At 32.8% G+C, this 18,398-nt stretch carries 20 protein-coding genes; 13 read left to right on the top strand and 7 right to left on the bottom strand.

Features of this window, described 5'->3' with window-relative positions:
• The first annotated feature begins 81 nt into the window (after positions 1-81).
• Genes ES675_RS02725 through ES675_RS02715 form a run of 3 tightly spaced genes read left to right on the top strand, consistent with a single transcriptional unit; the run spans position 82 to position 3,736 of the window.
• Entirely contained in the window at positions 82-1,392 is a 1,311-nt protein-coding gene (locus tag ES675_RS02725; protein WP_066253560.1) for a UDP-glucose dehydrogenase family protein, read from the top strand.
• A complete protein-coding gene (locus ES675_RS02720) occupies positions 1,392-2,378 on the top strand; it encodes a UDP-glucuronic acid decarboxylase family protein (RefSeq protein WP_066253563.1) in 987 nt (328 codons plus the stop codon). Before ES675_RS02725 ends, ES675_RS02720 begins: the two co-directional genes overlap by 1 nt.
• Entirely contained in the window at positions 2,378-3,736 is a 1,359-nt protein-coding gene (locus ES675_RS02715; RefSeq protein WP_066253570.1) for an undecaprenyl-phosphate glucose phosphotransferase, read from the top strand. The genes ES675_RS02720 and ES675_RS02715 overlap by 1 nt, the downstream gene beginning before the upstream one ends.
• On the opposite strand, the gene ES675_RS02710 is transcribed toward ES675_RS02715, so the two are convergent.
• On the bottom strand, positions 3,733-4,896 hold the full coding sequence (locus ES675_RS02710) for a glycosyltransferase family 4 protein (RefSeq protein ID WP_066253572.1): 1,164 nt from the start codon (positions 4,894-4,896) through the stop codon (positions 3,733-3,735). The genes ES675_RS02715 and ES675_RS02710 overlap by 4 nt on opposite strands.
• Positions 4,896-6,215 (bottom strand): phenylacetate--CoA ligase family protein, encoded by a 1,320-nt coding sequence (locus ES675_RS02705; protein WP_066253714.1) that lies wholly within the window; start codon positions 6,213-6,215, stop codon positions 4,896-4,898. Before ES675_RS02705 ends, ES675_RS02710 begins: the two co-directional genes overlap by 1 nt.
• Positions 6,216-6,297: 82 nt before the next feature.
• On the opposite strand from ES675_RS02705, the gene purD reads away from it, so the two are divergent.
• Positions 6,298-7,569 carry a phosphoribosylamine--glycine ligase gene (gene purD / locus ES675_RS02700; protein WP_066253575.1) on the top strand — a complete coding sequence of 424 codons (1,272 nt, stop codon included), beginning with the start codon at positions 6,298-6,300 and terminating at the stop codon, positions 7,567-7,569.
• Here purD and ES675_RS02695 read toward each other — a convergent pair.
• Positions 7,564-7,791, bottom strand: a complete 228-nt coding sequence (locus ES675_RS02695) for a DUF6341 family protein (protein ID WP_066253577.1) — start codon at positions 7,789-7,791, stop codon at positions 7,564-7,566. The two genes, purD and ES675_RS02695, sit on opposite strands and share 6 nt — an antisense overlap.
• Positions 7,792-7,950: 159 nt before the next feature.
• Here ES675_RS02695 and ES675_RS02690 point away from each other — a divergent pair, with 159 nt between their 5' ends.
• On the top strand, positions 7,951-8,874 hold the full coding sequence (locus ES675_RS02690; RefSeq protein ID WP_066253580.1) for a DUF6427 family protein: 924 nt from the start codon (positions 7,951-7,953) through the stop codon (positions 8,872-8,874).
• Here ES675_RS02690 and upp read toward each other — a convergent pair.
• Positions 8,863-9,522 (bottom strand): uracil phosphoribosyltransferase, encoded by a 660-nt coding sequence (upp, locus tag ES675_RS02685; RefSeq protein WP_066253583.1) that lies wholly within the window; start codon positions 9,520-9,522, stop codon positions 8,863-8,865. The two genes, ES675_RS02690 and upp, sit on opposite strands and share 12 nt — an antisense overlap.
• Before the next feature lie 72 nt (positions 9,523-9,594).
• Here upp and ES675_RS02680 point away from each other — a divergent pair, with 72 nt between their 5' ends.
• Together ES675_RS02680 and ES675_RS02675 are read left to right on the top strand one after the other, a co-directional pair.
• The gene (locus tag ES675_RS02680; protein ID WP_066253586.1) at positions 9,595-10,203 is read left to right on the top strand and encodes a DUF4254 domain-containing protein; all 609 of its coding nucleotides are present in this window, start codon (positions 9,595-9,597) and stop codon (positions 10,201-10,203) included.
• A gap of 35 nt (positions 10,204-10,238) precedes the next feature.
• Complete coding sequence (locus ES675_RS02675; RefSeq protein WP_231931305.1) at positions 10,239-11,258, top strand: glycosyltransferase family 9 protein; 1,020 nt, start codon at positions 10,239-10,241, stop codon at positions 11,256-11,258.
• Here ES675_RS02675 and ES675_RS02670 read toward each other — a convergent pair whose 3' ends face one another.
• The 3 genes from ES675_RS02670 to ES675_RS02660 form a co-directional block, all read right to left on the bottom strand.
• Positions 11,259-11,684 (bottom strand): hypothetical protein, encoded by a 426-nt coding sequence (locus ES675_RS02670; RefSeq protein ID WP_066253591.1) that lies wholly within the window; start codon positions 11,682-11,684, stop codon positions 11,259-11,261.
• 129 nt (positions 11,685-11,813) lie between these two features.
• Positions 11,814-12,539, bottom strand: coding sequence for a phytanoyl-CoA dioxygenase family protein (locus tag ES675_RS02665; protein WP_066253594.1), 726 nt, complete (start codon positions 12,537-12,539; stop codon positions 11,814-11,816).
• 202 nt (positions 12,540-12,741) lie between these two features.
• Positions 12,742-13,800 carry a ferredoxin--NADP reductase gene (locus ES675_RS02660; protein WP_066253717.1) on the bottom strand — a complete coding sequence of 353 codons (1,059 nt, stop codon included), beginning with the start codon at positions 13,798-13,800 and terminating at the stop codon, positions 12,742-12,744.
• A 109-nt stretch (positions 13,801-13,909) separates the two neighbouring features.
• Here ES675_RS02660 and ES675_RS02655 point away from each other — a divergent pair, with 109 nt between their 5' ends.
• Genes ES675_RS02655 through ES675_RS02630 form a run of 6 tightly spaced genes read left to right on the top strand, consistent with a single transcriptional unit; the run spans position 13,910 to position 18,272 of the window.
• Positions 13,910-14,245 (top strand): PadR family transcriptional regulator, encoded by a 336-nt coding sequence (locus ES675_RS02655; protein ID WP_066253598.1) that lies wholly within the window; start codon positions 13,910-13,912, stop codon positions 14,243-14,245.
• A gap of 3 nt (positions 14,246-14,248) precedes the next feature.
• Positions 14,249-14,899, top strand: coding sequence for a hypothetical protein (locus ES675_RS02650; protein WP_066253601.1), 651 nt, complete (start codon positions 14,249-14,251; stop codon positions 14,897-14,899).
• A gap of 3 nt (positions 14,900-14,902) precedes the next feature.
• Positions 14,903-15,586: a hypothetical protein gene (locus ES675_RS02645; RefSeq protein ID WP_066253605.1), complete on the top strand. Its 684-nt coding sequence runs from the start codon at positions 14,903-14,905 to the stop codon at positions 15,584-15,586.
• A gap of 46 nt (positions 15,587-15,632) precedes the next feature.
• Positions 15,633-16,037, top strand: coding sequence for a DUF2059 domain-containing protein (locus ES675_RS02640; protein WP_066253607.1), 405 nt, complete (start codon positions 15,633-15,635; stop codon positions 16,035-16,037).
• 27 nt (positions 16,038-16,064) lie between these two features.
• The gene (locus ES675_RS02635) at positions 16,065-17,540 is read left to right on the top strand and encodes a DUF5687 family protein (protein WP_148367225.1); all 1,476 of its coding nucleotides are present in this window, start codon (positions 16,065-16,067) and stop codon (positions 17,538-17,540) included.
• Positions 17,541-17,564: 24 nt separating this feature from the next.
• Complete coding sequence (locus tag ES675_RS02630) at positions 17,565-18,272, top strand: ABC transporter ATP-binding protein (RefSeq protein WP_066253611.1); 708 nt, start codon at positions 17,565-17,567, stop codon at positions 18,270-18,272.
• Positions 18,273-18,398: the final 126 nt, after the last annotated feature.

The following is an 18,398-nucleotide window of genomic DNA, read 5'->3' as shown; positions in this document are numbered from 1 at the left end:
AAAGTACTATTGTTTAATTTAAAAGTAAGTGTATTTTTTTCATCTTACTTCCCTATTTTTGTCACAATTAAATAACTTAAAATGAATATATCAGTAATAGGAACAGGCTACGTAGGTTTAGTTACCGGAACATGTCTGGCCGAAACAGGTAACAATGTCTTATGTATTGACATTGATGAAAATAAAGTTAAAAAAATGCAAGCTGGTATTGTACCAATATATGAACCACTACTTGATACACTTTTCGATAGAAATATAAAAGCAGACCGTTTAAAATTCTCAACCTCTTTGGAGGAAGGTCTAAACCATGGCGATATTATTTTCCTAGCATTACCAACTCCCGAAGATGAAGACGGTTCGGCTGATTTATCCTATGTTCTTGGTGCTGCCAAAAACATTGGGAAATTATTAAAAAGTTATAAAGTAATTGTTGATAAAAGTACCGTTCCCGTTGGAACAGCCGATCGTGTTACAGAAGCCATTGCAAATGAAACCTCTGTAGATTTTGATGTGGTTTCCAATCCAGAATTCTTACGAGAAGGTTTTGCTGTAGAAGACTTTTTAAAGCCAGAACGTATTGTTATAGGTTCCAGTTCAGATAAAGCTACCAAACTAATGGAAAAACTCTATAAGCCTTTTGTACGCTCTGGAAACCCGATAATTATTATGGACGAAAAATCGGCAGAACTTACTAAATATGCCGCAAATTCATTTTTGGCAACCAAAATCACCTTTATGAATGAAATTGCTAACTTCTGCGAAAAAGTTGGTGCTGATGTTGATAAAGTTCGAATTGGTATGGGAACCGATTCTAGAATAGGTAAACGCTTCTTATTCCCAGGAATAGGCTATGGTGGTTCTTGCTTTCCAAAGGACGTGAAAGCACTCCATAAATCAGGGAAAGATCACAATTATAACTTCGATATTTTAAATGCCGTTATAAAAGTAAACGATTTACAAAAACGCATACTATTACCACGCATAGATGCCTTCTTTAAAGGCGATTTAAAAGATAAAAAAATTGCTATTTGGGGCTTGGCTTTTAAACCGGAAACCGATGATATTCGCGAAGCACCAGCTTTGTATATAATTGAAGATCTTCTTGAAAGTGGTGCTTCAATAACGGCATTCGACCCAGAAGCTATGGAGAATGTGGAGCGGAAATTTGGCAATAAAGTTAAGTTTGCACCAGATATGTATGCAGCAATTCAAAATGCCGATGCTTTGATTATCTGTACAGAATGGAGTATCTTTAGAACACCAGATTTTAATAAGCTGAAAGCTGAAATGAATGCACCAGTTATTTTTGATGGTAGAAATTTATACGATGTTCAGGATATTAAAAACGAAGGCTTTTATTATAGCTCAATAGGAAGAAAGACAATAGATTAATGAAAAAGGTATTAATAACAGGAGCAGCTGGTTTTCTAGGTTCTCATTTAAGTGATCGGTTTATAAAAGAAGGATTTCACGTCATTGGTATGGATAACTATATCACAGGCGATTCGAAAAACATCAAACACTTGTTGGATAATCCTAATTTTGAATTTATCGAGCATGATGTGACGGAATTTATTAAAATTGAAGGTGAACTAGATTACATCCTACACTTTGCATCACCAGCAAGTCCTATTGATTATTTAAAAATACCCATTCAAACCTTAAAAGTAGGCTCTTTAGGAACACATAATTTACTAGGTCTAGCTAAAGCTAAAAATGCCAGAATACTAATTGCTTCTACGTCCGAAGTGTATGGAGATCCATTGGTGCACCCTCAAACGGAAGACTATTATGGAAATGTAAATACCATAGGGCCACGTGGCGTTTATGATGAAGCCAAACGTTTTCAGGAATCCATAACCATGGCATATCACAGATTTCACGGTATTGAAACGCGTATTGTACGCATTTTTAATACCTATGGACCACGAATGCGCCTAAATGACGGTCGGGTTATACCAGCTTTTATGGGTCAAGCGTTACGTGGAGAGGATTTAACCGTTTTTGGTGATGGCTCTCAAACGCGCTCTTTTTGTTATGTTGATGATCAAGTTGAAGGTATTTATAATTTGCTTTTTAGCGATTATTCATATCCCGTAAACATTGGTAATCCTCATGAAATTACCATAAAAGACTTTGCCGAAGAAATTATAAAATTAACGGGAACCGATCAGAAAATTATTTACAAGGAACTTCCTACGGATGATCCGTTGCAAAGACAACCAGATATTACATTAGCTAAAAAACTATTAAACTGGACGCCTAAAGTAGACAGAGCAGAAGGCATGGAAAAAACGTATAGCTATTTTAAGCAGCTATCTGCCGAGGAGTTAAACAAAAGCGAGCACAAGGATTTCTCTAAGCATATTAAAAATTAATGAGCCAAATACAACACGGTAGATACTCTATTTATATTAGGCCTATTTCTTATTTGGTAGATTTAGGTATTATAAACGGGTTGGCTATTTTATATTTTTTCAATTTTCAAAACCCTTTAATTTTTGCAAGTGTTACAACCATAGCATGGTTGTTCATTTCCATTAATTCAAAGTTTTATGAAGTGTATCGTTATACTAGAGAAATAACCATATTGTCCTTAATTTTCAGACAAATGGTGCTTTTTGGATTATTTGTGTTGGCCTACTCTGGATTTTACCACGACCTGAATATTCGTCCTAAAAATATATTTAAATACATAGGATCTGCCTTTGTTTTAATAACCGTATTTAAGTTTGCTTTTTACTATTTACTTCAAAAATACCGATCTTCCTTTGGAGGAAATTACAGAAGAACTGCCATATTAGGAAAGAATAAACAAACCACGGCTTTAGAGAATTTTTTTAATTCTAATCCCGAATATGGGTATAAACATAAAAGAACATTCAATTTAAAAAATAAAGATACTTTTGATTTAGATGCTTGTCTTCATTTTTTAAAAAAGGAAGCTATTGAAGAGGTGTATTGCTCAATATCTGAACTTTCTAATTCACAAATGATGAAAGTAATTGATTTTGCAGATAATAATCTTATTATTCTTAAGTTCTTACCTGACAACAAAGACATCTATTCCAAGAAATTGAAATATGAATATTATGATTATATTCCTATTCTATCCTTAAGGAATATTCCTTTGGAGGAATCTGCTAATCAATTTATTAAACGTCTTTTTGATATTGTGTTTTCTGCCTGTGTTATTGTGTTTGTTTTATCGTGGTTAACACCCATTATTGCCATTTTAATTAAAGTAGAATCTAAAGGACCAGTCTTCTTTAAGCAATCTAGAAATGGCTTTAATTATAAGGAATTTGATTGTTATAAATTCCGATCCATGACACCAAATAAGGATGCAAACCTTTATCAAGCAACACGAGGTGATCAGCGTATAACCAAAATCGGAAAGTTTATTAGAAAAACAAGTATAGACGAATTGCCACAATTTTTCAATGTACTCTTTGGCGATATGTCTGTTGTTGGCCCTAGACCTCACATGGTAAGCCATACCAATATGTACGCTAAACGCATTGATAAGTTTATGGTGCGTCATTTTGTAAAACCAGGTATAACCGGGTTAGCACAAATTAGTGGATTCCGTGGTGAAGTTGAAACTGATAAAGATATTATTGGTCGCGTAAAATATGATATTTTTTATATCGAAAACTGGTCTTTACTTTTGGACTTAAAAATTATTATTAAAACGTTTATAAATGCTGTTCGAGGCGAAGAAAAAGCCTATTAAAGCACAGCTTTTAATTTTAATAATTGGTTATTAAAATCAAAATTTTCTTGAGCTGCTTGTTGAATCAATCCCCGTTTTTTAAAACTTAATTCATGTTTTCTTAACCCTTGAATGGTTTTGTTTAGATGACCATAATTTCCAGCTTCAGCTATCCATCCCAATTGGTGTTGTTGAATGATTCTTTCACCTTCACCACCTCCAAAATAAAGCATAGGAAGCCCTAATCTGGCGTATTCAAATATTTTGGAAGGAACAGAACCATAAATCCTATTAAGTAGCGGAATAATGGTAATATCATAACGTAATAAGGCATTATGTAATTCGGTTCGCGTAACTTCGCCATGATAAACTATGGGTAAATCTGGATTTTTAGAAATAAACTGTACTATTTTTTCTTTTTCAGCACCTGCGCCATAAATATGAAATTCAATATTGGTATAATCCAACGATTCACATAGTTTATAGATTCCTTGAGCCACGCCCAATAATCCAGCATAAACCATTGTGATTTTGTCATCTGAAATAGATGGTTCTATTAAACCAGGAAGCTCAAAATCAGGGTAATTTCTGTATAAAAATGTTTCTTTTTCTGGAAATAAAGATTTTACATGAGTTAAAATCTCGTTGCTCTGGCCTAAAACTAAATCCGCTTTTTTGTAATTAAATCGCTCAATTTTTTCTAGCATTTTATAACTGAAATTCTTTTTAAAAGCACCTAATTCTAAACCTGCTATTGGCCACAAATCACTGACATTTAAGATGAGCTTTCTTTTTTTACGCCATAAACACAACATACACGTAAAAGCAACTAATAATGGAGGCGATTGTACAATAACTTTGTTCGGAATTTTGTTCCAAATAAAAAACCAAATTAGACTCATACTATAAGATATCATGGCGAATAAGCGTAGCAATTTGTTTTTAGAATTACTCGCATACAACCACAATCTGTGTATCGTTACATTATTTTCTGTAGATGTTTGTCTGAATTTCCCACGATAACCCTCAAAAATCCTTCCTTTCGGATAATTAGGCAAAGGTGTAATTACAGATACCTTAAAGTTTTGTTTTTCTAACCCTGTTGCTAAATGAAAAATCCGGTTAGAAGCTGCCCCAGTTTCAGGTGGAAAATAACTAGTTATAATGAGAGTATCTTTCATTATGAAGGTTGCTTTATCAGAGATGAAAACTGTTTCAATTTACCACTTTTTGAACGTTCAAGCACGTCTTGACGCGCAAATAATATGTTTAAATTAGGTTCTAAATAGCGTGTCATTTCATCACGAATTTGTTGCATTTTTTCATCAGATAAGTCCTCGACACCAACATAAATAATTTTAAATGTTTCAAGGTGTGTTTGCTGAATTATGAATTCCTTTACCAAACCGTCATCTTCAATAATACTTTTAGTGATGTAATAGAAAGTTAAACCAGCTGCTTTTTTGCCACTTGGTAAAACAGCCATATCATTAGTTCTTCCAATCAGCTTTTTAAGAATTGGTTTTTTTACCGTGCTTTTTTCTGAAAGTATACCAATATCGCCAATATCATAACGTATAAACGGATGCGCTTGGTTGTATAAGGACGTTATCACAATTCGGCCTTCTTCACCTAAAGGTAAAACTTGGTTATTATCATCTAAAACTTCAACATATAGTGTTTCGCTATTAATTTGCCATTCGTTTTCTAGGTTTTGAAATGCAATTAAATCCAGTTCAGATGCACCATATTCATTAATTACTGGAATGCCAAATTGTTGTTCCATGCGTAATTTATCCGCATCAAAAAGCATTTCTGATGTTACCACACAAGCTTTTAATGTGGGACACATTGTTTTTAAAACAAGATCTTTTCGTTCTAAATACTTGGCAAATTGACCTATGGAACTGGTATAACCATTTAGATAATCAAAAGGTGTGGATTTAAACTTTTTAATATAACCTTCAAAAGCTGCATCGCTTAAATCAAAAACGGAAAAGCGAAACCGACTGCTCAAAAAATCTTTAAAACGTTCCTTATAATAGCCTTTTTTATCTAAAGGAATACCATAAAACCGCGCTTGCTTGGAGTTGTTAAAATCTAATCCATACCAACCAAATCTGTTTTTAATAACAGACCAAGTTAGTGCATGGCAAACATAATCTTTAGCAAAAATAAAGGGATCACCAGAAGAACCAGATGTTTTATTGATATATACATTTTTCAGATTATAACCAGCGGAAAGTCGGTCTTGTAGTGGTTTTTGCAAATCGCGTTTCGTCATAATCGGAATGGAATTCCAATCTGCTACATTGGCATCTTTTACCAAGTTGCTATAAAATGAATTGTTTTGAATATGGTATGTGACTATTTCATTTTTTTTCTTTTCAACATAAGCTTCAAACGCCTGGTCTGATTGGGTTTGGATACCTTTCAAAATTTGTTCAGCTTTCTTTATGGGAAAACCGTTAAATTGTAATGAAAGGTCGAATAAATTCAAAAGAAATTGGCTTAAGATGTTTTTGTAAAATAATTGTTTTTTAAGCGTAAAAGCAATTATTTTTGCAGCAAACAACAACAACATGAATATTTTAATATTAGGATCAGGTGGTAGAGAACATACATTTGCTTGGAAATTAAAGCAAAGTCCATTATGTAAAGCACTATATGTAGCACCTGGAAATTCTGGAACGGCTGCTATAGCTGAAAACGTAGCCATTGGTGTTACCGATTTTCAAGCTATAAAAACATTAGTTCTGGAGAAAAAGATTGACATGGTAGTTGTTGGTCCTGAAGATCCGTTAGTTCAAGGTATTCATGATTTCTTTTTAAATGATGCTGATTTAAAGCGTGTTTCTGTAATTGGCCCCGAAAAAGCAGCGGCTGAATTAGAAGGTAGTAAGGAGTTTGCTAAAGAGTTTATGATCCGTCATAACATTCCAACGGCAGCTTATCAGAGTTTTAATGCGCGAACTGTGGAAGCGGGTTATCAGTTTTTAGAAACTTTAAATCCACCTTACGTTTTAAAAGCAGATGGTTTGGCAGCTGGAAAAGGCGTGTTGATTTTAAATGATTTAGTAGAAGCTAAAGCTGAACTGAAAAGTATGTTGGTAGATGCCAAATTTGGTGAAGCCAGTACTAAAGTAGTTATTGAAGAATTTTTAGATGGGATTGAGTTAAGTTGCTTTGTTTTAACCGACGGGAAAAACTATAAAATTCTTCCAACGGCTAAAGATTACAAACGTATTGGTGAAGGCGATACAGGTTTAAATACAGGTGGAATGGGAGCCGTTTCGCCAGTACCATTTGCAACACCCGAATTTTTAAATAAAATAGAAGAGCAAGTTGTTAAACCAACAATCAGTGGACTTCAAAAAGATAATTTGCCGTATAAAGGGTTTGTTTTTATTGGATTAATAAAGGTAGGTAATGAGCCTAAGGTTATTGAATATAACGTCCGTATGGGAGATCCTGAAACGGAAGTCGTTTTACCACGTTTAAAGAATGATTTGGCTGAAATTTTTCAAGCCATTGCGAATCAAACATTAGATACTATTAACCTTGAAATTGATGAACGTGCTGCTACAACAATCATGTTAGTCTCTGGAGGTTATCCAGAAGCTTATGAAAAAGGCAAAGAAATTACGGGTTTAGATAAAATGGTAGATGTGTTACCCTTTCATGCAGGCGCAAGCTTAAAGGCTGGAAAAGTAGTAACCTCTGGAGGTCGTGTTATGGCAATAACAAGCTATGGAAATACCTACAGTGAGGCACTAAAAAAAACGTATCAAAATATAGACAAGCTACATTTTGATAAGATGTATTATAGAAAAGATATTGGATTCGATTTATAAATAACTGTGTGAAGTAATACTTTTGTTTTCTTCACCGTTATCATTGAATTTTTTAAGTTGTAGCATCCAGTATGTAAATGCAACAACGCCAACAATCATTAATATCCAGTTAATTGTATTTGCAGCAAACCAGCTTTCAAGTTCTAATGCTCTTAAGGCATCAAAGGGTGCAAATAAAACGTTTACAAATAAGTCTTCAATGGCGGAAAAGAAATCGGTCATAATATAAATTTTAAGGCTTTTAAAGCACGTGTAATATAGTAATCATTATGTAATGATACAAAATTACATCTTTTTCAAATTAAATTTCAATAATTTGAAGAGAATATTAGTAATTTACCACAATCAATAAATCCATAGAAGTGATTTTCTCCTAACTGTATGATTTCAAAATTCTTTAGAAAAGCGAAACCTATTCATTTTGTTATTATGAGTATGGTATTGTTTATCGGTTTTTTACTTGCCAAATTGCGGGTGCACCCTGAATTTAATGCAGTATTTGTGTTGAAGCAACTTGCTCTATTTGGTGTTTGTGTGCTGTCACTTTTTATCTTCGATTTTTTTACCAGTAAGAATAGACTATCTAAAAAAAACAGTTACAACCTCTTGTTTTATGGGTTGTTTATGGTGTTAATGTTTCAAACATTTTTAAATACCAAGTTAGTAATTGCCAATCTGTTTATATTGTTAGCATTACGGCGCATTGTGAGTCTGCGTTCTAAGAAAGAAAATAAGAAAAAAATTCTGGATGCTACTATTTGGATTTCTTTAGCAACCCTTCTCTTTTTTTGGAGTTCGTTATTTTTTATCGTGCTTTTTGCGGCGCTTTTTTTATATGGTATAACAGATGTTAAGAATTGGATAATTCCTTTTATTGGTGTGCTTTTAGTAGCTATACTAACCTATGCTGTGTTAATAGTGTTTAATATCGATTTTTGGGATTATGTAGATCGGTTTGAAAGTGGGAAAAATTTCGATTTCAGCATGTTGAATAATCGTCAAATTATCATTGCGGCAACCATATACTTCTCTTATTTTATTTGGTCTTTGTTTTATTATTTAAGAACAATTAAAAACCAATCTAAAAGCTATAGACCGTCGTATTTGCTCATTCTTTTTACGGCTTTTATAGCACTTGTGATTATTATTATTTCACCAGAAAAATCTGGAGCCGAGTTTATTTTCTTAATAGCACCTTTGGCACTTATTGTTACTAATTATATTGAATTAGTTCCTGAAAGATGGTTTCGTGAAGTCTTAATATGGCTTTTAATTGTTGGGCTCCTTGCCAGTTTAGTTCTGTAGCTTTTCGCCAAAGGCTAAATCGCCAGCATCACCTAATCCAGGCATAATATAGCCTTTGTCTGTTAGTTTTTCATCTACGGTTGCAATCCATAAATGTGCGTCTGCATCAAAATGATTGGACACATAATCTAAACCTTCTTGAGCACCAATAACGCTTACCAAATGCACAGCTTTAGGTTTTCCAAATGGCTTTAAAGCTTCAAAGGTTGCCACCATGGATTGACCAGTTGCTAACATTGGGTCAGCCAATATAAGTGTTTTGCCTTCTAAACTAGGGCAGGCCAAATACTCTACAATAATTTCAAAACTTTCAGGTTTATTTTTATGATGTCTGTAAGCCGAAATAAAAGCATTTTCAGCTTTATCAAAGTAATTTAATAAACCGTTATGAAGCGGAACACCTGCTCGTAAAATGGAACATAATACAATATCATCAGTGGATATAAATTCGGCTGCAGTACCTAATGGCGTTTGAACATTGACCGATTTATAATTTAAAGATTTACTTAATTCATAGCCTAAAATTTCGCCTGTACGTTCAATGTTACGTCTAAAACGCATGGGATCTTTTTGAATGTCAATATCACGCATTTCTGAAATAAAGGTATTTAAAATAGAATTTTCAAGCGAAATATTATGGATATGCATCGTGTTTTGGATTTGTTTTGAACTGTAAAGTTAATAAATAGGTTTATATTTGTGTTTCAAAATTTTTATATTATGTTTTCAGAAAAAGCTAATAAAATATTTCAAGGCGTTATAGCAAAGTATCACGTTATTAATTCGGTCGATCAACCTTTTAGTAACCCGTATGATAAAGATTCTCAGACTTTAGAACATTTATTATACAGAAAAAGCTGGATAGACACTGTGCAATGGCATTATGAAGATATTATTCGCGATCCACAAATTGACCCAGTTGCTGCTTTAAAATTGAAACGTCAAATTGATGCTTCCAATCAAGATAGAACTGATATGGTAGAATATATTGATAGCTATTTTCTTAAAAAATATAAAAATGTAACACCAAAAACTGGAGCAACAATCAATACGGAAAGTCCTGCTTGGGGTGTTGATAGATTGTCCATTTTAGCGCTTAAAGTGTATCATATGCATGAAGAAGCAACACGTACCGATGCTACTGATGCGCATTTGGCTGCTTGCCAAACCAAGCTAAATGTGTTACTGGAACAACGCGTAGATCTTTCTACTGCTATAGATACCTTATTAGCAGATATTGAAAAAGGCGATAAATACATGAAAGTGTATAAGCAAATGAAGATGTACAATGATGATGAACTAAATCCGGTATTGCGTTCTCAAAAGTAAACTTCCTGCGAAGGCAGGAATCTCTTTCATCTTTGATGTCCAAACCCAAACACATACTCGTTATCCGACTCTCTGCAATGGGAGATGTGGCTATGACAGTTCCTGTGATTCGTGCGTTTACACAACAATATCCCAGTGTAAAAATCACCGTTTTAACACGTGCTTTTTTTGCGCCATTGTTCCGCGATTTAAAAAACGTAACGGTATTTCCGGCAGATGTAAAAGGCAAACATAAAGGCTTGATGGGTTTGTATAAATTGTCCCGAGAATTAAAAATAGAAAACTGTGATGCTATTGCAGATTTACACAAGGTGTTACGAACCAAAGTATTAAAACCATTAATTGGTGCGCGAAAAGTAGCTACCATTGATAAAGGCCGAAAAGACAAAAAGCAACTCACCAAAGGCAAAATCTTCGAACAATTAAAAACCACACATCAACGCTATGCAGATGTGTTTGAAACACTCGGTTTTCCGTTAGATTTAACCAAACCCAATTACCCAATTCCAGCAGCTTTAAACCCTAATATTTCCAAATTAATAGGAGGTTCAAATAAGAAACGCATTGGTATTGCACCTTTTGCGGCTCATAATGGAAAAAAATATCCATTGGAACTCATGGAGCAGGTCATTAAAGAATTGTCTAAAAACTATCAGGTTTTATTATTTGGAGGCGGAAAAAAGGAAGTTCAGATTTTAAATTACTTCGAATCTGAAGCAGATGGTATTATAAATATGGCTGGAAAATTATCATTTAGTGAAGAGTTGGATGTTATTTCCAATTTAGATGTCATGATTTCCATGGATTCTGGAAATGCGCATTTAGCAGCTATGCTTGGCGTAAAAGTCGTGACTATTTGGGGAGTTACGCATCCATTTGCTGGCTTTGCACCTTTTAATCAACCAGCTGATTATGCCTTGGTAGCGGATAGAAACCAATACCCAAAAATCCCAACATCTATTTATGGCAACAAATATCCAGAAGATTATAAAGATGCTGCTGGGAGTGTTCCGGTTGAAAGGGTTGTTGAAAAAGTTAGGGCTGTTTTAGGTTGATTAATGTTTGTTTTCTATAAAATTATTTAAAATTGATTCAAGGTCTTGACTGAACTTTTCACAATCAAAATCTTTGGGTTTTCTTTTCATACTATTTATCCGATCAACTGATAAAAGAATTTCTTTTTTTATTAAATCTAGTGTTTGAAATTCCGTTAAATCTTTTATAATATTCCAATCAAAATTTGAATTGGTGACAAACCACTTTACAGAATGTTTCCAACTTTCAATGTCATTTTTAAAAAATTGTGCAAACCCGCCATCAAATTTGAATAATTCAAAACCCCAGAAATATTTTACTACGGACTTTCCATAATCTTTTTCAGACAAATTTTCAGAGATAAAACTTTCTAAATCATTCAAATTAACTTTTAAAAAGTTATTTGGAAATTCGACTGTTATAATTCTTTTTATTTCAAAATCCATAATTATAATATGCTGTGAAACGGTAAGTACAAAACGTGTTGGTAATTTAAATAATAAAAATTGAATATAAAATTTGCAAGGATTTTAGCAAGTGAAATTACCGAAGTAATTAATTATTTGCGTTTTTGTTTACTGCTTTTTTATTTTATAATATTCCAACCAAGTTAGCGGTTTAGCCAGATTATGGTGGTTAAATTCCAAATGTATGACTCGCCTTTTCATTCCGTTTGTGGTTCGGTTAGAGGCGTGTAAAGTCAAAGGTTTCATTAACATGACACCACCTTTTTCTACTTCACAGATAAATTCATTTTCAATTTCCCAATCTTTTGATTCCGTACGAATTATGCCTTTTGAGTGAGATTTCGGGATTATTTTTAAAGCACCATTATTTTTATCCGTTTTATCTAAATGAATTCGGACTGTTATTGTGTCTTGCAGGATCTTAATTGGTGGTTGAACTCCGTGTTGACCTTTTTTAAAAGTCCAATTCACATAATTTTCTAAATCAGCTTTTTTGTCAATCGAAATACTCAAGTCTTGATGGTAAGCTACAAACCAATTCGATTCGCTTGGTTTATCAAAATAAATGGCTTTTGTTAGGAAATATTCAGATGGAGAAAGGTTAGAAATTAATTCTGTCAGTTTTTCGTTAAACAATAAATTAGATAATTCAGGAACATTCTTAATTAGTTGTCGAATAGCAAACAAATCCTTTGTTTTCATAAACGAACTTCCATTATCAACAGCATTTTCTATACAAGATAAAATTTGAATTATTTCGTTATCCGAATACAAATCAGATAAAATAGAATATCCATTTTCTTCAAGTTCTATTTTGTTTTTTATGTAGTTCATTTTTTAACTTGAATACAATGGTTATGTATAAAATTAGGGCTGTTTTAGGGTAGTTTGTGATTGTTTTTCAAATGAAAACTAATTTATTTCACAGAGTTACATAAAGATTCACAGCGTTACACAGAGAAATTTGATATTTAATTTATATATCTATGTGTTCTCTCCCTTTGGGAGAGATGTCCAAAGGACAGAGTGGGCTTTTTTATATATCATCATAATCCACCTTTAAAGTCGGCGTGGTAGGATGTGCTTGACAGGTTAAAATTAAGCCTTCGGCAACTTCACTATCGGTTAAAATATTATTCTGGCGCATGGTTGCTTCACCTTCGGTAATTCGGGCTAAACAACTACTGCAAATACCACCTTGGCAGGAATATGGTGCATCTAAATCTTCATCTAAAGCGGCTTCTAAAACGGTTTGTTTCTGGCTCATTTCAAACGTTGTTTCTTCATCATCAACTACAACCGTAATTTGCGTTTTTCCGTCTGGTATAACACCTGACGTAGTGTTTTCAGCAGGTTTTGCCGCCTTAAATAATTCAAAGTGAACACGTTCTTTTGGAATGTCATGTTCCGTTAAAACATCTTTTACAGCATGAATCATAGCTTCAGGTCCACATAAATAAAAGGCATCTACCTCAATATTTTTGTGCTTGTTTTTCATGACATAATTGACAGTACTTTTTTCAATGCGACCAAAAATAGCGTCGGTTTCATCGGCTTGGCTGAATACAAATTGTATGGTGAAACGTTCTTTATAGGTATGTTGTAAATCTAAAAGCTCTTGTAAAAACATCGTGTCTTGAGTGGTTTTGTTTCCGTAAACCAAAATCACTTTGCTGTGAATTTCTTCTTCTAAAGCACATTTCACAATACTTAAAACAGGTGTAATTCCACTACCTGCTGCAAACAAGGCTATGTTCTTTGTTTGCTTATCATTAGGTGTAAAAACAAAACGACCTTTTGGTGGAGCCACTTCTAGCGTGTCTCCAGCTTTTAAATCATTATTGGCATAAGCTGAAAAGGTTCCGTCCTGAACTTCTTTGACAGCTACTTTTAATTCGCTACTTTTTGGTGAGGAACACAAGGAATAATCACGACGGACTTCCTGACCATTCAAGTTTGTTTTCAATGTAATATATTGACCAGCTTGAAATTCGTAAACCGATTTTAAGTCGGCAGGAACCTGAAAACTAATGGTAACTGATTTATCCGTTTCTCTGTGAAGCTCTTTTACCGAAAGTGTATGAAAGTGTGACATATAATGATTTTTTACAAAAATAGTGAAGCCTTTGTTTTTTAGCATATAATTGCTGATAATTATTTAAAAATTTATATGCATAAGAAAATTATGTATATATTTGATTTGTATGGCGAATTCTAATTTGTATAAAGGCAGTTTAACCACCATCATTTTAAAGCTTTTAAGTGAGCATGATAAAATGTATGGTTATGAAATTACGCAGAAAGTAAAAGCACTCACTAAAGGCGAATTGCAAATTACCGAAGGTGCTTTGTATCCATCGCTTCATAAACTTGAAGCCGAAGGGTTGCTGGATGTTGAGGTAGCAAAAGTAGATAACAGGTTGCGTAAATATTATAAACTTACTGAAAAAGGAACCGCCGAAACAGCCCATAAATTAACGGAATTGGAACAATATATTGCAACACTTCAAGCATTGATAAACCCTAAATTGAGTTATTAACTTATGGCATTAACCGAGGATGAAATTTGTTTTATTGAAACCTATCTGAAAAATTCGGGTGTTGTTTTTGTGGATATTCGTTTGGAAATGGTAGATTATGTTGCTTCGGAAATTGAGGCACGCTTGCAAGAGAATGATGCGCGAGATTTCTATCTTATTTTTAAAGATTATATGGTTGAAAACAAACGCCATTTATTACAACGAAGTGATGGCTATTATAAAATTGCAGATAAAAGTAACATTAAAGCCTTGATTAAAATGGCGACTTCTTTTTTCGGGATTGTATCATTTATAGGCTTGGGTTTGCTTTTTATATCTGTTAGAAATTATTTGGAACCAGATTTTGCGCATACCATTCTCAAATATGCACCAATGACATTATTCTTTGTTTTGGGTGTAATTTATTTTGTTTTTTCTAGAATTGAAAAAGAGCGCTTTTCGTTGTTAGAACGTCTTGGCTTTTATTTCGTGATTCTCTTTCATGTATTAAATACAATTTATACGAGTTACAACTCGAGTCAAACTATTGAAAATAGTCCAACTTTACTTATAGTATTTTTTACGACTGTTATTTTATGGCTATTTTTATTGTTGGTTGTTAGTGCATTTAAATTACGATCATTTTACCTTTTAAAATACAAACACGTTATATAATTTATGCCATTAACCGAATCCCATATTGAAAACCTATACGTATTTACCAGAAAGCATTTTGTTGAATATTACGATTTACAAACGGAATTAGTAGACCACATGGCAAACGATATTGAAGTTATTTTGACTGAAAATCCAAAGATGTCATTTGATGAAGCACGCGATGCATCGTTTAAAAAATTTGGTGTTTTTGGATTTATGGATGTCGTGGAGCAACGCCAAAAATCCATGTCTAAAATTTATATGAAACTACTTTGGAATTACGCCAAAGACTGGTTCAGATTGCCACAAATTATAATAACAACCGCAATTTTTGTGTTGCTTTACACGGTTTTCTCTACTGAAATTGGTAGTTATATTTTTATCGCTTCCTATCTAGTCCTTTGTTTGTTTTTATTTATTAAAACCATTGCCATTAATAGGGAAATAAAAAGGAAGCGGAAAGCCAAGGAGAAATTATGGCTTTTAGAAGATATGATTTACAACAATGCATCCATAGGAACGTTGATTTTAGGCCCTCAAATGTTTCAATTAATTAATCTTACTGACAGTTTTAGAGGTTATATGCCTTTAATATGTGCAAGTGCTTTCACAGTTATTATAATTTATACATACATAACCGCTATTATTTTACCAAAAAATGCTACTTTTCATCTTCAAGAAACCTATCCTGAATATTCTATGTAACAAATTGTATTTTTTTGCTACTTATAATTAACCAACACCAATTTTTATGAAAACACTATTTTCAGTTCTAGTCTTATTTTTAACCCTTTCTATTTCGGCTCAAGAGCCAACGGAATTTAAAAAACAAACTATGGAGTTTATTGGACTAACAGGAGCCACAGGTGCTTTTGGTGATGCCATTGCTCAAATAGGAGCTATGGTTCCAGAAGCAAACAAAGCCGCTTTTACAAAAGAAGCAAATGGCACGCTTGATAAGTTGTATGGCCAATTAGCAGAGGTGTACATGGAGGAATTTACCCAAGATGAAATTAAAGAATTAGTCGCTTTCTATAAAACCGATTTAGGCAAAAAACTAGCATCCAAACAAAGTCTACTTACTCAAAAAGGTATGATGTTAGGTCAGAGTTGGGGAATGGAAGTCGGACAGATTGCACAAAAGCACACCAATTAAAAATCACGTTTCAACAAACTAATAAAAATGATTAAACAATTTTTAAGTCTCGAGTGGAAACAGTTTAAAAGGGCATCCTATTTTCAAAAGGGATTAGCTATTAAAATTTTATTATTTCTCGCAGTTTTATATTTTGGAGGAATTGCAATTTTTATTGGGGGTGTTATGTTCTTTGGGCTAAAAAAAACATTTCCAGATATAGATCCAATTGTTATGGTAAACAATTATTTAATATATTGGATATTATTTGAGTTAATGATTAGGTATTTTATGCAGCAACTACCTGTAATGAACATTAAGCCATTAATGGTTATTCCAATAAAACGAAATTCTGTAATTCATTATTTATTAGGAAAAACAACAATTTCGTTTTTCAATTTTATTTCATTTTTATTATTCCTTCCATTTTCAATTGTGTTATTATTTCAAAGCTACCCAATAGTTAATGTAGTTTTATGGTTTTTTGCTTTAATGTGTATTACCATGTCTATTAACTTTCTGAATTTTCTAATCAATAAAAGCAATACAGTTTTTTACAGCATGGCAACTGCAGTGATTGCTATTGTAGTATTGCGGTATTTTAACATATTTGATATAACCGAACCTGTTGGAAAAATATTTAATGGATTATATAATCAGCCATATTTAGCAATTATCCCATTGTTGACAATGTTGGCGTTATATAAAGCAAATTTTAGTTTTATTAGAAAAGGATTCTATTTGGATGGTGCAATTTCCAAGAAAGTAAAGGAAGTAAATGCTACGGATTTATCTTGGATGGATCGTTTTGGAAGCGTTGCTCCTTTTTTAAAGAATGATATAAAAATGATTACACGTAATGCCAGACCAAAACAAGTCGTAATGATGTCATTTTTCTTCTTATTTTATGGTCTATTCTTTTTTACTCAAAAAGTGTACATTGAAGAAATGCCTTATTTATTAGGTTTTGCTTCAATATTTATTACTGGTGGATTTCTTTTAAGTTTTGGTCAATTAGTACCTTCTTGGGATAGTGAGTATTATAAACTTTTAATGAGTCAAAATATTCCGTACAGACAATATTTAGAATCCAAATGGTATTTAATGGTTTTTGCAGTAATTGTGGCATTTATATTAAGTACACCATACTTGTATTTTGGCGTGGATATTTATTTAATAATAGCAGCTGGAGCATTATTTAATATCGGATTAAACACATTTATCACTTTATTTGGAGGTGCCTTAAACAGAGTCCCAATAGAATTAGACACAAAAGCAAAAGCCTTTAGTAATACCAATGGTTTTAACCCAACACAATTGCTTATAGCGTTGCCAAAAATGGTGTTACCAATAATAATATTTTTTATACCATATCACTTTATAAGCTTTAATGCAGGACTTTTAGCATTAGCATTGTCTGGTGTTATAGGAATGTTATTTAAAAACTTTTTCTTAAATAAAATTGAGCACGTTTATCAAAAAGGAAAATATAAAACGATAGCAGCTTTTAGTGAAAAAAAATAATCAATCTTTTAATTACATTTACCCATGATAGTTACATCAAATCTTTCAAAAAAATATAATGATATTCAGGTTCTTCATATAGAATCGTTGGAAATTCCAAAAGGTCAAAGTTTTGGTTTAGTCGGAAATAATGGTGCTGGAAAAACCACCTATTTCAGTTTGCTACTAGATTTAATTCAACCAACAACAGGATATATTAAAAACAATGATGTGTTAGTTAATGAAAGCGAAGATTGGAAACCATTCACATCAGCCTTCATTGATGAAACCTTTTTAATAGGCTATTTAACAGCGGAAGAATATTTCTATTTTATTGGCGAATTACGCGGTCAGAATAAATCGGATGTGGATGCATTAGTATCTCAATTTGAAGATTTTTTTCACGGTGAAATATTAAATCAGAAAAAATATTTACGCGATTTGAGTAAAGGAAATCAGAAAAAAGCAGGTATTGTTGCGGCTTTAATTGGAAATCCTGAAGTCATTATTTTAGATGAACCGTTTGCTAATTTAGATCCAACAACTCAAATTCGTTTAAAAGGAATTATTAAAGATTTAGCCGAAACTAAAGGCGTTACCGTATTAATTTCTAGTCACGATTTAATGCACGTAACCGATGTTTGTGAACGAATTGTGGTACTAGAAAAAGGTGAAGTTGTAAAGGATTTAAAAACCAGTGCAGCTACCTTAAAAGAACTAGAAGTGCACTTTGCTGGAACAGAAACTGTTTAAAAGTCTGCTCTTTTTTTATAATTATTCAAAAAGATGCTTATTTTTACGGCAATACATAATATATATAGCTACTTTTAGTTATGTATAATTAAACACGACCAACGTTGAAGACCTCTTTCAGAATCA

Origin of the sequence: Algorimicrobium algoritergicola (assembly GCF_008086165.1) — a bacterium.
In the GTDB taxonomy this organism is placed as follows: domain Bacteria; phylum Bacteroidota; class Bacteroidia; order Flavobacteriales; family Flavobacteriaceae; genus Algorimicrobium; species Algorimicrobium algoritergicola.
The sequence above is the reverse complement of the archived record's forward strand: the minus strand, read 5'-3'. Positions and strand labels throughout refer to the sequence as shown.

What these genes read in the sequence shown, in the direction of transcription:
- ES675_RS02725 (WP_066253560.1), top strand. Translation starts at nt 82, where the DNA reads ATGAATATATCAGTAATAGGAACAGGCTACGTAGGTTTAGTTACCGGA.
- ES675_RS02720 (WP_066253563.1), top strand. Translation starts at nt 1,392, where the DNA reads ATGAAAAAGGTATTAATAACAGGAGCAGCTGGTTTTCTAGGTTCTCAT.
- ES675_RS02715 (WP_066253570.1), top strand. Translation starts at nt 2,378, where the DNA reads ATGAGCCAAATACAACACGGTAGATACTCTATTTATATTAGGCCTATT.
- ES675_RS02710 (WP_066253572.1), bottom strand. Translation starts at nt 4,896, where the DNA reads ATGAAAGATACTCTCATTATAACTAGTTATTTTCCACCTGAAACTGGG.
- purD (WP_066253575.1), top strand. Translation starts at nt 6,298, where the DNA reads ATGAATATTTTAATATTAGGATCAGGTGGTAGAGAACATACATTTGCT.
- ES675_RS02695 (WP_066253577.1), bottom strand. Translation starts at nt 7,791, where the DNA reads ATGACCGATTTCTTTTCCGCCATTGAAGACTTATTTGTAAACGTTTTA.
- ES675_RS02690 (WP_066253580.1), top strand. Translation starts at nt 7,951, where the DNA reads ATGATTTCAAAATTCTTTAGAAAAGCGAAACCTATTCATTTTGTTATT.
- upp (WP_066253583.1), bottom strand. Translation starts at nt 9,522, where the DNA reads ATGCATATCCATAATATTTCGCTTGAAAATTCTATTTTAAATACCTTT.
- ES675_RS02680 (WP_066253586.1), top strand. Translation starts at nt 9,595, where the DNA reads ATGTTTTCAGAAAAAGCTAATAAAATATTTCAAGGCGTTATAGCAAAG.
- ES675_RS02675 (WP_231931305.1), top strand. Translation starts at nt 10,239, where the DNA reads ATGTCCAAACCCAAACACATACTCGTTATCCGACTCTCTGCAATGGGA.
- ES675_RS02670 (WP_066253591.1), bottom strand. Translation starts at nt 11,684, where the DNA reads ATGGATTTTGAAATAAAAAGAATTATAACAGTCGAATTTCCAAATAAC.
- ES675_RS02665 (WP_066253594.1), bottom strand. Translation starts at nt 12,539, where the DNA reads ATGAACTACATAAAAAACAAAATAGAACTTGAAGAAAATGGATATTCT.
- ES675_RS02660 (WP_066253717.1), bottom strand. Translation starts at nt 13,800, where the DNA reads ATGTCACACTTTCATACACTTTCGGTAAAAGAGCTTCACAGAGAAACG.
- ES675_RS02655 (WP_066253598.1), top strand. Translation starts at nt 13,910, where the DNA reads ATGGCGAATTCTAATTTGTATAAAGGCAGTTTAACCACCATCATTTTA.
- ES675_RS02650 (WP_066253601.1), top strand. Translation starts at nt 14,249, where the DNA reads ATGGCATTAACCGAGGATGAAATTTGTTTTATTGAAACCTATCTGAAA.
- ES675_RS02645 (WP_066253605.1), top strand. Translation starts at nt 14,903, where the DNA reads ATGCCATTAACCGAATCCCATATTGAAAACCTATACGTATTTACCAGA.
- ES675_RS02640 (WP_066253607.1), top strand. Translation starts at nt 15,633, where the DNA reads ATGAAAACACTATTTTCAGTTCTAGTCTTATTTTTAACCCTTTCTATT.
- ES675_RS02635 (WP_148367225.1), top strand. Translation starts at nt 16,065, where the DNA reads ATGATTAAACAATTTTTAAGTCTCGAGTGGAAACAGTTTAAAAGGGCA.
- ES675_RS02630 (WP_066253611.1), top strand. Translation starts at nt 17,565, where the DNA reads ATGATAGTTACATCAAATCTTTCAAAAAAATATAATGATATTCAGGTT.